We start from the raw sequence: 15,670 nt of genomic DNA on the forward strand, positions 1-15,670 counted from the left end.
TTGTCTGATAAATTGTTAAAGAGCAGTTGCAACGCGGCTTTCAGCTCACCGTTGCGAGGTCCCGTATAATACGTTTTCCTCATTCAGAGTCAAGCCCTTATTTTGCTTTTCTCTGTCAGTTTTTAGCGCTGAACTTCACCGCTAAAACCCTGCTGACCCGGCGGCTTGCTTGCCGTTGTTCCGTGTCAGTGGAGGCGCATTATAGGGAGTTCTGAGACGTTGACAAGCCCTGTTTTCAAAAAATTATTCAACCGTCTCTTTTTTGTGCAAAACGCCCTTAGAGCGGTAATTTTTCCAGCGTCGAGAAGCCATAGCGACGCAGAACGGGTAAAAGCTGTTCTGTTTCTGCCGTCAGCGCCATGCAGAATGCTTTATTCTCGTCGCTGGACTTCGCATCCGGCGCTTCATGCTCTAACAGCCAGGCGGTGCGACGGGCAATCGCCGCGCCGGAATCGATCAGCCGTGTGCCTTCCGGCAGAACGCGCTGCAGCTCCTCCTGTAAAAGAGGAAAGTGGGTGCAGCCCAGCACCACCGTATCCGGCGGCTCCTGCATCCGCAGCCATGGGCGCAGGATACGGCGCAGCTCTTCTAACGGCACAGGCTCGCCGTGCAGCTTCGCTTCCGCCAGCTCCACCAGCTCCGCCGACCCCAGCATTTCAATCCGACATTCATTGGCAAAGCGGTCGATCAGCTCACGGGTATAAGGACGCTTTACGGTACCGCGCGTCGCCAGCAGGCCAACAATGCCGTTCGCCGTTAAACGGGCGGCGGGCTTGATCGCCGGCACCACGCCAACGACGGGGAAAGCGAACTTTTCACGCAGGGCAGGCAGGGAGACGGTACTGGCGGTATTGCAGGCGATCACCGCCAGCGCCAGGGGATAACGCTGCTGGACAGCGGTGACGATTTCCACAACGCGCTCAACGATAAACTCCTCGCTCTTCTCGCCATAGGGGAAGGCAACGTTATCGAAAGCATAGATGTAATGCAGATTCGGCAGCAGCTGCCGAATCTCATTATAAACCGACAACCCACCGACGCCGGAATCAAACACCAGCACGGTGGGACGTGGATCAGAAGGTGTAGCTGCCAGACAAGGTGTATTCCCGTCCTGCAGATTGGTAGCCATAAACTGTCTCGTAATCTTTATCGAACAGGTTGGCTATTTTACCACGAACTGTCAGGTGTGAGGTGACGGGATACGATAAACCGACATCCCAGAGGCTCAACCCACCCATATTGACGGTACGCGAGTTGTCGTAGTCATAATCGTAACGCTTGCCGATGTAGTGATACGTCACATCCCACCCCAGATCGTAGACCTGGCCGTTCAGCTCGTATTTCACCTGCTGCTTCGCCCGGCGATAGAGGATCTTATTGGTTTCATCATCGCGAGGGTCAACATACTGCAGCGTCAGATGGTGCTCCACCGGCCCGGTGGTTATATTCCCCGTCCACTCCAGCCCCTTAATCGTCGCCGACTTGACGTTGTAATAGGCGTTGTTGTCGTAATCGATGAGGTTTTGAATCTCATAGCGATACGCGGAGAGGCGCCAGTCGACCGGCCCCGTTAACCCTTCAAGGCCCGCTTCCCATTGCTTCGACTCCTCTGGCTTCAGATTCGGGTTAGAGGCGATGCCAAAGCGTTCTGCACCGTACTGCTGCCCGAGGGAGGGGGCGAGGAATCCTGTGCCGTACGAGAGCGTTGTCCGATAACCGTCGATAAATTCCCAGCCTGCGGCCGTCTGCCAGGTACCGTGCCAGCCAAACTGCTCGTCATGATCCTCACGGCCGGAAGCTTCCAGCGTCACGCTGTCAATCTGCTGCTGTCCCGTCAGATAAAGACCGGTGGTGTCACGCTTATACACGTCGGTACTGGTCGTTCCGCTGGATTTCAGCTTCTCTTGTTTCCAGTCAACGCCGCCGCTCACTGCCCCATGGCCTACCACAACATTATTTCCCCACTGGATATAGCGCTGTTCCATATCATCCAGGGTGGTGCCCGCGGCATAGCGGCCAGCGTCGCTGCTGTAGTTGTAATCTTTGATGCGCTGATAGTTAGCAATCAGCTGGGAGGAGTAAATTCCGGAGTGGTAGTGCAGACCGGTATCCCAGGATTGGGTATAGGATTGATCTTCATCGTTTCCACCTGCGTAGCCCCAGTTACCCTGGTCATAGTCAGCGTTGGCGGAATAACCATAGCCGCGGAAGAACCCCGAGAAGTTGTCATCGAACTGATGCTGTACCCCGCCCCACAGCATTTTATTGCGGTAGCCGTCGCGATCGCTGTCGCCGCTGTAAGAGGAATTCGGCTGGACGTTAAACCCTTTGGTGGTCTGATAGGCGCCAGCAGCGGTAACCAACGTATCGCCAAACCGCTTGTTAAAGGCGCCGTCATAGGACTGATAGCCGTTCGTACCCGCGCCGGCGTTGATCTGCGAACGCTCAGCGTCGGTCATGGTGATGATGTTCACCACCCCGCCGATCGCTCCGGAGCCGTACACCGCGGAGCGCGGGCCGCGGATGTATTCCACCCGCTGGACCAGTGAGATAGGGATCTGACTGATATCTACGCCGTTGGAGATCCCCGGACGCGCCATCGGCACACCGTCGATCAGCACCAGCACGTGACGAGCCTCCGTCCCCCGAACATACAGCGAAGCGCTCTGCCCCATGCCGCCGTTGCGGGCAATATCGACCCCGGGAAGACGACGCATGACATCGTTTAAATCTTTGGACTGCCAGCGGTCGATGTCATCGCGCGTCACAATGTCGGTCGGCGCCAGCACGGTATTGACCGGCTGTTGAAAACGGTTTGCTGTCACCACCAACGTATCTGAATTGCTATCCTGCGCCCAGCCGGAAAATGCCGTGACGGATAAGGCCGTCATCAGCGAAGCTTTTTTAATCATTGTAAAAGCATCCGAAACAAAAAAAGGATGCCGCAGGTTTTATCAGTTGCTCGCGACGATAAAACCCAGTGCGACGTATTCCGGCAGGTCTTCGGGCTTGGAGGCTGTTTCAAGAAATAATGACTTCCCACGGCTAGCCGCAGTGTCTGCACCGAGTGCGCTCATTTCTCACCTTCCTTACCGCTGCGCGTCAGCCCCAGATTTCCACTGGGTTCCCTTTTAACTCACAGGACCGGTAGGCGAATGCTACAATCAGAACCATATAGATGTCCAGACTGCTAATTATATTTCCCGCGGCATTCGAGGCTGGACATCCCCGGCGCTTTCCCTACAATCCCCGCGTACTTATTTTATTCAGGATACATCATGACCCCCGAACACCTTCCTACCGAACAATACGAAGCGCAGCTGGCAGAAAAAGTCGTCCGTTTGCAAACCATGATGGCGCCTTTTGCCGCGCCGGTTCCGGAAGTGTTTCGTTCGCCGGTCAGCCACTACCGTATGCGCGCCGAGTTCCGTCTGTGGCACGATGGCGACGATCTGTACCATATTATTTTCGATCAGCAGACCCGGTCGCGGATTCGCGTTGACAGCTTCCCGGCCGCCAGCGCGCTGATCAATCAGCTGATGACCGCCATGCTGGAGGGCGTACGCAACAATCCCGTGCTACGCCAGAAGCTGTTCCAGATTGACTATCTGACCACCCTCAGCAACCAGGCGGTCGTTTCGCTGCTGTATCATAAAAAGCTGGACGATGCCTGGCGGGAGCAAGCGGAGGCGCTGCGTGACGCCCTGCGAGCCCAGGGGCTCAATGTGCATCTGATTGGGCGGGCGACCAAAACCAAAATCGAGCTCGATCAAGACTATATAGATGAACGCCTGCCGGTTGGCGGGCGGGAGATGATCTACCGTCAGGTGGAAAACAGCTTTACCCAACCGAACGCGGCCATGAACATTCAGATGCTGGAGTGGGCACTGGATGTCACCAAAGGGGCGACTGGCGACCTGCTGGAATTGTACTGCGGCAACGGTAACTTCTCGCTGGCGCTGGCACGTAATTTCGATCGCGTATTGGCCACCGAAATCGCCAAACCGTCGGTGGCGGCGGCGCAGTACAACATCGCCGCTAACCATATCGACAACGTGCAGATTATCCGCATGGCGGCGGAAGAGTTTACTCAGGCGATGAACGGGGTGCGGCAGTTCAACCGGCTGCAGGGTATCGATCTGCATAGCTATCAGTGCGAAACCATCTTCGTCGATCCACCGCGCAGCGGGCTGGACAGCGAGACGGAAAAAATGGTGCAGGCCTATCCGCGTATTTTGTACATTTCGTGCAACCCGGAAACGCTGTGTCGCAACCTGGAAACGCTAAGCCAGACGCACAACGTTACCCGGCTGGCGCTGTTCGACCAGTTCCCGTATACCCATCACATGGAGTGCGGCGTCCTGCTGACCCGCAAATAGGCCCAAAAAAACCGGCAACGTCATATTGCCGGTTTTTTTACCGCTGGCGGCTTACTCGGCTGCGGTATCTTTGCGGTTACGCATCTTGTAGCCGATCCAGAAGACCATCGCGACGGACAGAACGGCCGGGAAGAAGTTAGAACCGATATCCGGGTACTCCGCACGCACGACGGTGCTGTACAACAGCACCCCGAGAATAAAAAAGGCGGCGGCCAGGCCCGGTAGCCCAACGGGCATACTGCGATTCTGATAGCGCTGATGCAGACAGTAGACCGTCAGCAGCAGGGATAAAATGGGGAAGACGGAAAACGGAACTATCGAACTGAACAGCGCCGCAAAGGCGCCATTAATGGATAACCCGGCAATCAGCGCCAGCAGCAGCGTACCTTTATCTTGAACTGAGTGTTTCATTGCTCGTCCTTCACGTTATTCGGAATGATGTGACATTTTTTCTTGTTCACGGCGATACCAGTAATACGCGCCTTTCGAGATCATTCGAAGCTGCAGTACCAACCGTTCCTCCAGCTGCCGGCGCTGCTCAGGGCCGACATCCAGCGCTTCCGCGCCAGCGCTAAAAACGATGGTGACCATAGCTTCAGCCTGCGCTTCGGTAAAGGCGCGCGGCATATGGTTTTCGAGTTCTAAATAGTCGGCGAGTTCCGCAATAAAGTGCTGGATCTCGCGTGCGACGGCGGCGCGAAACGCCGCAGAAGTTCCCGAGCGCTCGCGCAGCAGCAGGCGGAAGGCGTTCGGGTTGTTACCGATAAATTCCATAAAGGTGGAGACCGAGGTGCGGATCACGCTGCCGCCTTTGGCTATCCGCTGGCGCGCCTGGCGCATCAGCTGGCGCAGCATCAGTCCGCTCTCATCGACCATCGTCAGGCCCAGCTCATCGACGTCGCGAAAATGACGATAAAAGGACGTCGGCGCGATCCCTGCTTCCCGGGCCACTTCACGCAAGCTCAGGCTGGCGAAACTCCGCTCAGCGCTAAGTTGGCTGAATGCCGCTTCCACCAGCGAACGGCGGGTTTTTTCTTTTTGTTGTGCTCTTACGCCCATCACGATGTATGAATCCTTCCAATAGCCCTGCTGGCACTATACCAGAGATTAAAACTAATCGGTTTGCCCTGGATTGTGAATGATTGTTTACGAGCCGTTTCTGCTTTTATGCTGCAAAAAAGCACAACGATAATTGGGTTAAAGCGCAGCGAATGTTATCATCGTGTTTATTTTATGTATAAAACAGGTGAGTAATGCCATGTCACACTCTTGGGATTATGATGCAATAGTGATTGGTTCCGGTCCTGGCGGGGAAGGCGCCGCCATGGGACTGGTGAAACAGGGAGCACGCGTTGCCGTCATCGAGCGCTACCATAATGTCGGCGGCGGTTGCACCCACTGGGGCACCATCCCGTCGAAAGCCCTCCGCCATGCCGTCAGCCGTATTATCGAGTTTAACCAAAACCCCCTCTACAGCGACCACTCCCGCCTTCTTCGCTCTTCTTTCGCCGACATCCTTAACCATGCCGACAGCGTCATCAACCAGCAGACTCATATGCGCCAGGGATTCTATGAGCGCAACCACTGTGAAATTCTGCAGGGCAATGCCCACTTCGTGGATGAGCATACTCTGGCGCTGGAGTGCCATGACGGCACGGTCGAGACTGTGACCGCGGAGAAATTCGTTATCGCCTGCGGATCGCGCCCCTACCATCCGGCGGATGTCGATTTCCACCACCCGCGCATCTATGACAGCGATTCGATTCTCAGCCTGCAGCATGAGCCGCGCCATGTGATCATTTACGGCGCCGGGGTGATCGGTTGTGAATATGCGTCGATCTTCCGCGGCATGGAGGTGAAGGTCGATCTGATCAACACCCGCGATCGTCTGCTGGCCTTCCTCGATCAGGAGATGTCAGACTCGCTCTCTTATCACTTCTGGAACAGCGGCGTGGTTATTCGCCACAACGAGGAGTATGAGAAAATTGAAGGGGTGGATGACGGGGTGATCATGCACCTGAAGTCCGGCAAAAAGCTGAAGGCCGATTGCCTGCTGTACGCTAACGGCCGCACCGGCAACACCGACACCCTGGCGCTGGAAAATATCGGTCTGCAGACCGACAGCCGCGGTCAGCTGAAGGTCAACAGCATGTATCAGACCGCCCTCCCGCACATCTATGCGGTTGGCGATGTCATCGGCTATCCAAGCCTGGCTTCTGCCGCTTACGATCAAGGACGCATTGCCGCCCAGGCGCTGGTGAAAGGCGAAGCCTCAGCGCATCTGATTGAAGATATTCCGACCGGGATCTATACCATTCCGGAAATCAGCTCCGTCGGGAAAACCGAGCAGCAGCTGACGGCGATGAAAGTGCCGTATGAGGTGGGCCGCGCCCAGTTTAAACACCTGGCGCGGGCGCAAATCGTCGGTATGAGCGTTGGTACGCTGAAGATCCTGTTCCATCGGGAAACCAAGGAGATCCTTGGCATTCACTGCTTTGGCGAGCGCGCGGCCGAAATTATTCATATCGGCCAGGCGATCATGGAGCAGAAAGGCGGTGGCAACACCATTGAGTACTTCGTCAACACCACCTTTAACTACCCGACCATGGCGGAAGCGTACCGGGTTGCCGCGCTGAACGGCTTAAACCGCCTGTTTTAACGCCTTGTCGAAATGGCCATCCATCGTGCCGCGGATGGCCTCCGCCAGATGTTCATAGCGGCTGCGCAGCGGGGAGCCCGGACGATAAACCAGACCGATGGTGCGTCTTGGCTCTGGCTTAATGCACGGCAGGTAGACTACGCCATCGCGTTTTCTCTCCTGCGGCACCGCCAGCGCCGGCAGCAGGGTAATGCCGCTGCCTGCCGCCACCATATTGCGCAGCGTTTCCAGGCTGGTCGCGCGGAAGTGGGTATCCTCATCCGCCCCCGCTTCAAAGCAGAAGCCCATCGCCTGATCGCGCAGGCAGTGGCCATCCTCCAGCATCAGCAGCTTTTCACCGGCCAGATCCGACATCGGCACCCGATCGCGGTTCGCCCACGGATGATCTTCATAGATAGCCAACATCATCGGCTCATCGAACAGCGGCACCTCGATAAAGGCCTCGCTCTCTTTGACCAGCGCCAGGATGGCGCAGTCGAGCTTACCGCTGTCGAGCTGAGCCAGCAGCTGATGGGTCTGCGCTTCGTGCAGATACATTTCCAGCTTCGGGAAGGTCTGATGCAGCATCGGAATGATGTGCGGCAGCAGGTACGGGCCAATTGTCGGGATCAGGCCGATATGCAGCGGCCCGGACATGGTTTCCCCTTGTTGGCTTGCCATTTCCTTGAGCACTTTTACTTCGCGTAACACGGTACGCGCCTGATCCACCAGCAACAGCCCCGCCTGGGTAAACAGAACCTTACGGCTGGTGCGCTCCAGCAGCATGACGCCAAGCTCATCCTCCAGCTTGCGGATCTGTCCGCTGAGCGTCGGTTGGCTCACATGGCATGAGTCAGCCGCCCGCCGGAAGTGGCGGTGTTCGGCGAGCGCTACCAGGTATTCAAGATCGCGAATATTCATTATTCATCCTCCATCGCCACGATAGTCCATGGCGATAGATAGCATAGCAACGAACGATTATCCCTATCAAGTTTTCTGTTCAATAATACGCCCATAAAGACGGTCTACCTGTGAAAATCACTGACCCGTCACACTGTTTCTCTACCCGAACAACTAAAGCCAACGTGAACTTTTGCGGACCTTGCGTCCGCTTTTTTTTTGCATAAAAAACCCGGCGTCGCTGGGCTTGGCCGGGTCAGGGAGGGCAGATATCTAAGGATTAGCTTAAACGAGCCTTCGCCTCGTTGATAGCCTGGGCTACCTGCTGCGGCGAGACGCCGCCTTTCGCTGCGCGTTTCTCGAGGCAGGACTGCAGCGACAGGATCGGATACACATCGTCCGCAATCACCGGGCTGAATTTCTGCAGATCGGCCAGGGTCAGCGCTTCCAGCGGTTTCCCTTGCGCAATGGCTTCCACTACCGCTTCACCGACAATATGGTGCGCCTCGCGGAACGGTACGCCTTTCGCCACCAGATAATCCGCCAGCTCAGTGGCGTTGGCATAGCCCTGTTGCGCCGCTTCCGCACAGCGCGGGCGTTTTACCTGAATGCCGTCCAGCACCAGGGCCGCCATATGCAGGCAGTCGAGCCAGGTATCCAGGGCGTCGAAAAGCCCCTCTTTATCTTCCTGCATGTCTTTGTTGTAGGCCAGCGGCAGTCCTTTCAGCGTCATCATCATGCCGGTCAGCGCACCCTGCACGCGGCCGCATTTGCCACGGATAAGCTCCAGGGCGTCCGGGTTTTTCTTCTGCGGCATCAGCGAGGAGCCGGAGGTCACGCGGTCGGAAAGCTCGACGAAGTTCGCCTCGCCGGAGTTAAAGAAAATCAGATCTTCCGCAAAGCGCGACAGATGCACCATACCGATAGCCGCATCGGAAAGCAGCTCCAGCACATGATCGCGATCGGACACGCTGTCGAGGCTGTTGCGGGTGGCGGAGGCAAAGCCCAGCCAGCCGGCCAGCTGCTCGCGGTCGATCTCATACGCCGTCCCCGCCAGCGCGCCGCAGCCCAGCGGGCTGACGTCGAGGCGCTTCAGCGCGTCCTGCAGACGGCTTTCGTCACGCGCCAGCATTTCAACGTAGGCCAGACACCAGTGCGCGAACGTCACCGGCTGGGCGCGCTGCAGGTGGGTGTACCCCGGCATTACCGCGTCCTGATTCTGCTGGGCGGTCTCCACCAGCGCGCTCTGCAGCTGGCGGTTCGCCGAGAGCAGTTCGACAACGGTATCTTTGCACCACAGTTTAAGATCGGTGGCGACCTGGTCGTTACGGCTGCGCCCGGTGTGCAGTTTCTTGCCCAGCTGGCCCACTTTATCGATCAGCTTGCCTTCCACCCAGCTGTGAATATCTTCGGCATCGCTGGCGAGGATTTGCTGCGGATTGGCGCGCACCTCTTCCAGCAGCACGTTCAGCGCTTCTTCCAGCTGCTGCTGTTCAGCGGCACTCAGAACGCCGACCGTTACCAGCGCTTTCGACCAGGCGACAGAGCCAACGATATCCTGCTCCGCCAGACGATAGTCGAAGCGCAACGAGTCGTTGAACTGTTTGAACCGTTGATCTGCTGCCTGTGTAAAACGCCCGCCCCAAAGTGCCATAACATGCTTCCTTTATTCGTTAGTTCCGCCGGCGGCATTGTGCCGCCCGGCCTACGGTCTTGTAAGCCCGGCAGACGACGCGCCGCCGGGCATGAAATCTTAAGCCAGAATACGTGTGCCGATCGGCGTGCCGTTAAATAACGCCGGCAGCTGCTCGGCGTGACGCCAGGAGGCGATATCCACCGGACGGCCCAGAGCACGTGCGGCGTCAAGGGCCGCATTCACTTTAACAATCATGCCGTCGGTGATAATCCCCTGCTCGATCAGCTGTTCCGCTTTCTCGGCGGTCATCTCGGCAATGCGCTGCCCTTTACCGTCGAGGATACCGCTAACGTCAGACAACAGGATCAGATCCGCCCCCAGGGTGGCCGCCAGCGCTGTCGCCGCCTGGTCAGCGTTGACGTTCATCAGCTGGCCTTCATCGGTCACCCCGATAGAGCTCACCACCGGCAGGTAACCGCCGGCCAACAGGGTGTTGATCAGTGCCGGGGAGCCCGGCTGCGCCAGCCCGACATGGCCCAGCTCAGCATCCAGTTGCGTGACCTTCACGCTATCGCCATCGCCGAGGAACAGGCCTACCGAGGAAATACCATGTTTTTTCGCCCACGCCAGCAGCGTCTTGTTGGCGGTTCCCGCCAGCGCGCCGGTGATGATGTCGATTTGCTCAGCCGGCGTAACGCGCAGGCCATTTTTCTTCTGCACCGGCAGGTTGAGCTGCTTCATCAGCTCATCCACCACGCAGCCGCCGCCGTGGACGATAATCAGCGGACGCTGGTGCGCTTCACGGTAGTTAACCAGCGCGGTAAACAGGCGCTCCAGCGCTTCTTCGCTATCGAGTAATACGCCGCCAAGTTTGATAATTAATGGGTTCATCATCACACCTTAAATAAGAGACTGCGTCTCAGCGAAGCCGAAACGAATATTCGCGCACTGCACCGCCTGCGCTGCGGCGCCTTTCAGCAGGTTATCCTCTGCCGCGACGACGATGAGATGATCGTCCTGCACGGCAAAACCGATATCACAGAATGGCAGGCCTTCGACGCTTTTCAAAGCGGGCACGCCTTTATCATATAAACGTACCAGTGGTTTATCGGCGTAAGCCTGCTGGTAAACCGCCGCGATCTGCGCATGGCCGACGCCCGGCTTCAGGCGGCAGGTAATGGTTTCCAGGATGCCGCGCTTAAAATTACCCAGGTGCGGGGTAAAAATTACCTTTGCCCCGAGGTGGCTGGCAATCTCCGGCTGATGGCGATGGTTAAATATGCCGTACGGCTGCAGGCTAACTTCACAGAAGCTGTTGCCGATCGCGGCCTTACGACCCGCGCCGCTCACCCCGCTGGTAGCGTTGATTACCGGCCACTGGTTGAGATCCAGCAGATTGGCCTCAATCAGCGGCTTCAGCGACAGCTGCGCCGCCGTCGGATAGCAGCCTGGCACTGCGATTAACTGCGCGTCTTTAAGCGCATCCGCGCTCCACTCCGCCAGACCATACACCGCCTGTTTGAGCAGGTCGGGATGCCGATGAGTGAAACCGTAATATTTTTCGTAGAACGCCCCATCGTTAACGCGGAAGGCACCGGAGAGATCGAACACCACGCAGCCAGCGGCAAGAAACTGCGGCGCCAGATCGTGACTCACTTCGTGCGCGGTGGCGAGAAACACCACGTCCACGCCAGCGCTGAATTCGCTGATATCGGACATCGGCTGCAGCGGCATATCGACAATGCCTTTGAGCTGCGGATGCAGGTCGGAAATTAATTTTCCCGCATCATTGCTTTGCGCGGAGACCGTCAAAGCGGTTATGTTCATATGCGGATGACGATTGATATAGGTCACCAGCTCTGCGCCGGCATAACCACTGGCACCCACAATCAGCGTATTTAACATTGGAAGCGCATCTCCTTACATTCGATGGGTTTTCTTACGCTCAACGATATTGTATTTTTATTCACAATAAATGCATGAATATTGATACTATCACGACCCAAGGTGTGTCAACAATGAAAAACAATTTACCGCCCTTTATCGAGATTTACCGCGCGTTGATCGCCACACCGTCCATCAGCGCGACCGAAGAGGCTCTCGATCAAAGCAATGAGTCTTTAATCAATTTGCTGGCAGGCTGGTTCCGCGATCTCGGCTTCAATGTTGAGATACAGCCGGTGCCGGATACGCGCCATAAATTCAACCTGCTGGCCAGCACCGGACACGGCGCCGGCGGCCTGCTGCTCGCCGGGCATACCGATACCGTGCCGTTCGATGATGGCCGCTGGACGCGCTACCCGTTCACCCTCACCGAACACGATAACAAGCTCTACGGCCTCGGCACGGCCGATATGAAAGGCTTCTTCGCCTTTATTCTCGACGCCCTGCGCGATGTCGACGTCACCACGCTGAAAAAGCCGCTGTATATTCTGGCCACTGCCGACGAAGAGACCAGCATGGCCGGCGCGCGCTACTTTGCCGAAACCACCCGGCTGCGCCCGGACTGCGCCATCATCGGCGAGCCCACCTCCCTGCAGCCGATCCGCGCCCACAAAGGCCATATGTCCAACGCGATCCGTATTCAGGGCCAGTCCGGCCACTCCAGCGATCCGGCGCGCGGGGTCAACGCGATTGAGCTGATGCACGACGCCATCGGCCGGATTATGCAGTTGCGCGATCTGCTAAAAGAGCGCTATCACTTCGAGGCGTTTACGGTCCCTTACCCAACCCTCAACCTGGGCGCTATCCATGGCGGCGATGCCTCAAACCGTATCTGCGCCTGCTGTGAACTGCATATGGATATCCGCCCGCTGCCGGGGATGACCCTAAACGATCTTAATGGTCTGTTGGGCGAGGCGCTGGCCCCGGTCAGCGAACGCTGGCCGGGCCGCCTGACGGTCTCTGAGCTGCATCCGCCGATCCCCGGCTACGAGTGCCCGCCGGACCATAAGCTGGTGCAGGTGGTCGAGAAACTGCTTGGCGCGCAGACCGACGTGGTGAATTACTGCACCGAAGCGCCGTTTATCCAGACGCTGTGTCCGACGCTGGTTCTCGGCCCGGGCTCCATCAATCAGGCCCATCAGCCTGACGAGTATCTGGAGACGCGCTTTATCAAGCCGACCCGGGAGCTGATTAGCCAGGTGGTTCATCACTTCTGCTGGCACTAAAATCGCCCTCTTTTTCCGCCCCCTTCTCCCGGGGCGGAACGGTGACGATCGTCACATTTCCATAAGCGATGCTTATCCAGCGCTCCCTGAATTAAATTTCGCAAATTACGGCGATTTACTCGTTTGCTGAAGCGATTTCGCAGTAATTGACGTGGGGGTATTTACGTGGCTTTATAAAAGACGGGTTGCTTATCCGTTGCTCACGTTCCAGCGCAGCGGATATAACAAAATAAAATGAGATGGGGTGTCTGGGGTAACATGAACGAACAATATTCCGCATTGCGTAGTAATGTCAGTATGCTCGGCAAGGTGCTGGGCGATACCATCAAGGATGCATTGGGAGAAAATATTCTTGATCGTGTCGAAACTATCCGTAAGTTGTCCAAATCTTCACGCGCCGGCAACGAAGCTAACCGCCAGGAGCTGCTGACCACGCTGCAGAATTTGTCAAACGACGAACTGCTGCCGGTGGCCCGTGCCTTCAGCCAGTTTCTGAATCTGGCCAACACCGCTGAGCAGTACCACAGCATTTCGGCGAATGGCGAAGCGGCCAGCAATCCGGAAGTCATTGCGCGTACCCTGAGAAAGCTCAAAGACCAACCCAATCTCAACGAAGAGACCATCAAACAAGCGGTGGAATCGCTGTCTCTGGAGCTGGTGTTAACCGCCCACCCGACCGAGATCACCCGCCGGACGCTGATCCATAAAATGGTGGAAGTGAACAACTGCCTTAAGCAGTTGGACAACAAAGATATCGCTGACTACGAGCACCATCAGCTAATGCGCCGTCTGCGCCAGCTGATCGCCCAGTCGTGGCATACCGATGAAATTCGTAAGCACCGCCCTTCCCCGGTCGATGAAGCCAAATGGGGCTTCGCGGTGGTGGAAAACAGCCTGTGGGAAGGGGTGCCTAACTATCTGCGCGAGCTGAACGAACAGCTGGAAGCCAACCTTGGCTATCAGCTGCCGGTGGACTTCGTCCCGGTGCGTTTCACCTCGTGGATGGGCGGCGACCGCGACGGCAACCCGAACGTGACTGCCGACATCACCCGCCACGTGCTGCTGCTCAGCCGCTGGAAAGCGACCGACCTGTTCCTCAAAGACGTGCAGGTGCTGATCTCCGAGCTGTCGATGGTGGAGTGTACCGACGAGCTGCGCGCACTGGCTGGCGCCGAGGGCGCTCAGGAACCTTACCGTTATCTGATGAAAAAACTGCGCTCTCAACTGATGGAGACCCAGGCCTGGCTGGAAGCGCGCCTGAAAGGCCAGAAGCTGCCGAAACCGGCGGGACTGATCACTCAGAACGAGCAGCTGTGGGAGCCGCTGTACGCCTGCTATAAATCGCTGCAGGCCTGCGGCATGGGCATTATCGCCAACGGCGAGCTGCTCGACACCCTGCGCCGCGTGAAGTCTTTCGGCGTACCGCTGGTGCGTATTGATATTCGTCAGGAAAGCACCCGCCATACCGAAGCGCTGGGTGAAATGACCCGTTACCTCGGGATCGGCGACTACGAAAGCTGGTCGGAAGCCGACAAACAGGCTTTCCTGATCCGCGAACTGAATTCCAAACGTCCGCTGCTGCCGCGCCAGTGGGAGCCAAGCGAAGAGACGCGTGAAGTTCTCGACACCTGCAAGGTGATCGCCGAGGCGCCGCGCGGATCGATCGCCGCCTACGTGATCTCGATGGCGAAAACGCCGTCCGATGTGCTGGCGGTTCATCTCCTGCTGAAAGAAGCCGGGATTGGCTTTGCTCTGCCGGTGGCCCCGCTGTTCGAAACGCTGGATGACCTCAACAACGCCAACGACGTCATGACCCAGCTGCTGAATATCGACTGGTACCGCGGCTTTATCCAGGGCAAGCAGATGGTCATGATCGGCTACTCTGACTCCGCTAAAGATGCCGGCGTGATGGCCGCCTCCTGGGCGCAGTACCAGGCGCAGGACGCGCTGATCAAAACCTGCGAAAAAGCCGGTATTGAACTGACGCTGTTCCACGGTCGCGGCGGCTCTATCGGCCGCGGCGGCGCGCCGGCCCACGCCGCGCTGCTCTCGCAGCCGCCGGGAAGCCTGAAAGGCGGCCTGCGCGTTACCGAGCAGGGCGAGATGATCCGCTTTAAGTACGGCCTGCCGGAAGTCACCATCAGCAGCCTGTCGCTGTATACCAGCGCCATTCTGGAAGCCAACCTGCTGCCGCCGCCGGAGCCGAAAGCAGAATGGCGCGACATCATGGCCGAGCTGTCCGACGTGTCGTGCAAGATGTATCGCGGCTACGTGCGTGAAAACAAAGATTTCGTCCCTTACTTCCGCTCTGCGACCCCGGAGCAGGAGCTGGGCAAACTGCCGCTGGGTTCGCGTCCGGCAAAACGTCGTCCAACCGGCGGCGTCGAGTCGCTGCGCGCCATTCCGTGGATCTTCGCCTGGACCCAGAACCGCCTGATGCTGCCGGCCTGGCTGGGCGCTGGCGCTGCGCTGCAGAAGGTGGTCGAAGGTGGAAAACAGAGTGAACTGGAAGCCATGTGTCGCGACTGGCCGTTCTTCTCTACCCGCCTCGGCATGCTGGAGATGGTTTACTCGAAGGCCGACCTGTGGCTGGCGGAGTACTACGATCAGCGCCTGGTGAAGCCGGAGCTGTGGGCGCTGGGTTCCGAGCTGCGCAAGCTGCTGGCTGCCGATATCAACGTCGTGCTGGCCATCGCCAACGACTCCCATCTGATGGCCGACCTGCCGTGGATCGCCGAGTCTATCCAGCTGCGTAATATCTATACCGACCCGCTGAACGTCCTGCAGGCGGAACTGCTGCACCGTTCACGCCAGGCTGAAGAAGAGGGCAAGGACCCGGATCCGCGCGTTGAACAAGCGCTGATGGTCACCATCGCCGGCGTCGCCGCCGGTATGCGTAACACCGGTTAATCTTTCTCCCCCCCCCCCCCCCCCGCCGGGGGGGGGG

Annotated in this window: 12 protein-coding genes and 1 riboswitch; of the genes, 4 read left to right on the top strand and 8 right to left on the bottom strand. The window is 57.7% G+C overall.

Annotation, left to right across the window (positions count from 1 at the left end; all coding sequences use genetic code 11):
* Positions 1 to 277: 277 nt before the first annotated feature.
* Both murI and btuB read right to left on the bottom strand, forming a co-directional pair.
* A complete protein-coding gene (gene murI / locus HMPREF9538_RS19655; protein WP_002883026.1) occupies positions 278 to 1,129 on the bottom strand; it encodes a glutamate racemase in 852 nt (283 codons plus the stop codon).
* Positions 1,074 to 2,912 carry a TonB-dependent vitamin B12 receptor BtuB gene (gene btuB / locus HMPREF9538_RS19650; RefSeq protein WP_004146288.1) on the bottom strand — a complete coding sequence of 613 codons (1,839 nt, stop codon included), beginning with the start codon at positions 2,910 to 2,912 and terminating at the stop codon, positions 1,074 to 1,076. The genes murI and btuB overlap by 56 nt, the downstream gene beginning before the upstream one ends.
* A gap of 64 nt (positions 2,913 to 2,976) precedes the next feature.
* Positions 2,977 to 3,164: riboswitch (cobalamin riboswitch) on the bottom strand.
* A 114-nt stretch (positions 3,165 to 3,278) separates the two neighbouring features.
* On the opposite strand from btuB, the gene trmA reads away from it, so the two are divergent.
* On the top strand, positions 3,279 to 4,379 hold the full coding sequence (gene trmA / locus HMPREF9538_RS19645; protein WP_002883023.1) for a tRNA (uridine(54)-C5)-methyltransferase TrmA: 1,101 nt from the start codon (positions 3,279 to 3,281) through the stop codon (positions 4,377 to 4,379).
* Between the two features lie 51 nt (positions 4,380 to 4,430).
* Here the strand turns inward: trmA and HMPREF9538_RS19640 are convergent, their stop codons facing one another.
* Positions 4,431 to 4,790 carry a YijD family membrane protein gene (locus tag HMPREF9538_RS19640; protein ID WP_002883021.1) on the bottom strand — a complete coding sequence of 120 codons (360 nt, stop codon included), beginning with the start codon at positions 4,788 to 4,790 and terminating at the stop codon, positions 4,431 to 4,433.
* Between the two features lie 15 nt (positions 4,791 to 4,805).
* Positions 4,806 to 5,441: an HTH-type transcriptional repressor FabR gene (fabR, locus tag HMPREF9538_RS19635; protein WP_004151856.1), complete on the bottom strand. Its 636-nt coding sequence runs from the start codon at positions 5,439 to 5,441 to the stop codon at positions 4,806 to 4,808.
* A gap of 196 nt (positions 5,442 to 5,637) precedes the next feature.
* On the opposite strand from fabR, the gene sthA reads away from it, so the two are divergent.
* Entirely contained in the window at positions 5,638 to 7,038 is a 1,401-nt protein-coding gene (sthA, locus tag HMPREF9538_RS0127180) for a Si-specific NAD(P)(+) transhydrogenase (RefSeq protein WP_002883016.1), read from the top strand.
* Here the strand turns inward: sthA and oxyR are convergent.
* The 4 genes from oxyR to argC form a co-directional block, all read right to left on the bottom strand.
* Positions 7,021 to 7,938: a DNA-binding transcriptional regulator OxyR gene (gene oxyR, locus HMPREF9538_RS19630; protein WP_002883015.1), complete on the bottom strand. Its 918-nt coding sequence runs from the start codon at positions 7,936 to 7,938 to the stop codon at positions 7,021 to 7,023. The genes sthA and oxyR overlap by 18 nt on opposite strands.
* A 259-nt stretch (positions 7,939 to 8,197) precedes the next feature.
* Positions 8,198 to 9,571: an argininosuccinate lyase gene (gene argH, locus HMPREF9538_RS19625; RefSeq protein WP_004146283.1), complete on the bottom strand. Its 1,374-nt coding sequence runs from the start codon at positions 9,569 to 9,571 to the stop codon at positions 8,198 to 8,200.
* Positions 9,572 to 9,670: 99 nt separating this feature from the next.
* The gene (gene argB / locus HMPREF9538_RS19620; RefSeq protein ID WP_004187843.1) at positions 9,671 to 10,447 is read right to left on the bottom strand and encodes an acetylglutamate kinase; all 777 of its coding nucleotides are present in this window, start codon (positions 10,445 to 10,447) and stop codon (positions 9,671 to 9,673) included.
* A gap of 6 nt (positions 10,448 to 10,453) precedes the next feature.
* Positions 10,454 to 11,458 carry an N-acetyl-gamma-glutamyl-phosphate reductase gene (argC, locus tag HMPREF9538_RS19615; RefSeq protein WP_004177967.1) on the bottom strand — a complete coding sequence of 335 codons (1,005 nt, stop codon included), beginning with the start codon at positions 11,456 to 11,458 and terminating at the stop codon, positions 10,454 to 10,456.
* Between the two features lie 113 nt (positions 11,459 to 11,571).
* Between argC and argE the strand changes: the two genes are divergently transcribed.
* Together argE and ppc are read left to right on the top strand one after the other, a co-directional pair.
* Positions 11,572 to 12,723, top strand: a complete 1,152-nt coding sequence (gene argE, locus HMPREF9538_RS19610; RefSeq protein ID WP_020316820.1) for an acetylornithine deacetylase — start codon at positions 11,572 to 11,574, stop codon at positions 12,721 to 12,723.
* 258 nt (positions 12,724 to 12,981) lie between these two features.
* The gene (ppc, locus tag HMPREF9538_RS19605) at positions 12,982 to 15,633 is read left to right on the top strand and encodes a phosphoenolpyruvate carboxylase (RefSeq protein ID WP_004181636.1); all 2,652 of its coding nucleotides are present in this window, start codon (positions 12,982 to 12,984) and stop codon (positions 15,631 to 15,633) included.
* Positions 15,634 to 15,670 lie beyond the last annotated feature (37 nt).

This window comes from Klebsiella sp. MS 92-3, from assembly GCF_000195655.1.
Classification (GTDB): Bacteria; Pseudomonadota; Gammaproteobacteria; order Enterobacterales; family Enterobacteriaceae; genus Klebsiella; species Klebsiella pneumoniae.

Coding starts and splice junctions, on each gene's coding strand:
- murI (WP_002883026.1), bottom strand. CDS start 1,129: ATGGCTACCAATCTGCAGGACGGGAATACACCTTGTCTGGCAGCTACA.
- btuB (WP_004146288.1), bottom strand. CDS start 2,912: ATGATTAAAAAAGCTTCGCTGATGACGGCCTTATCCGTCACGGCATTT.
- trmA (WP_002883023.1), top strand. CDS start 3,279: ATGACCCCCGAACACCTTCCTACCGAACAATACGAAGCGCAGCTGGCA.
- HMPREF9538_RS19640 (WP_002883021.1), bottom strand. CDS start 4,790: ATGAAACACTCAGTTCAAGATAAAGGTACGCTGCTGCTGGCGCTGATT.
- sthA (WP_002883016.1), top strand. CDS start 5,638: ATGTCACACTCTTGGGATTATGATGCAATAGTGATTGGTTCCGGTCCT.
- oxyR (WP_002883015.1), bottom strand. CDS start 7,938: ATGAATATTCGCGATCTTGAATACCTGGTAGCGCTCGCCGAACACCGC.
- argH (WP_004146283.1), bottom strand. CDS start 9,571: ATGGCACTTTGGGGCGGGCGTTTTACACAGGCAGCAGATCAACGGTTC.
- argB (WP_004187843.1), bottom strand. CDS start 10,447: ATGATGAACCCATTAATTATCAAACTTGGCGGCGTATTACTCGATAGC.
- argC (WP_004177967.1), bottom strand. CDS start 11,458: ATGTTAAATACGCTGATTGTGGGTGCCAGTGGTTATGCCGGCGCAGAG.
- argE (WP_020316820.1), top strand. CDS start 11,572: ATGAAAAACAATTTACCGCCCTTTATCGAGATTTACCGCGCGTTGATC.
- ppc (WP_004181636.1), top strand. CDS start 12,982: ATGAACGAACAATATTCCGCATTGCGTAGTAATGTCAGTATGCTCGGC.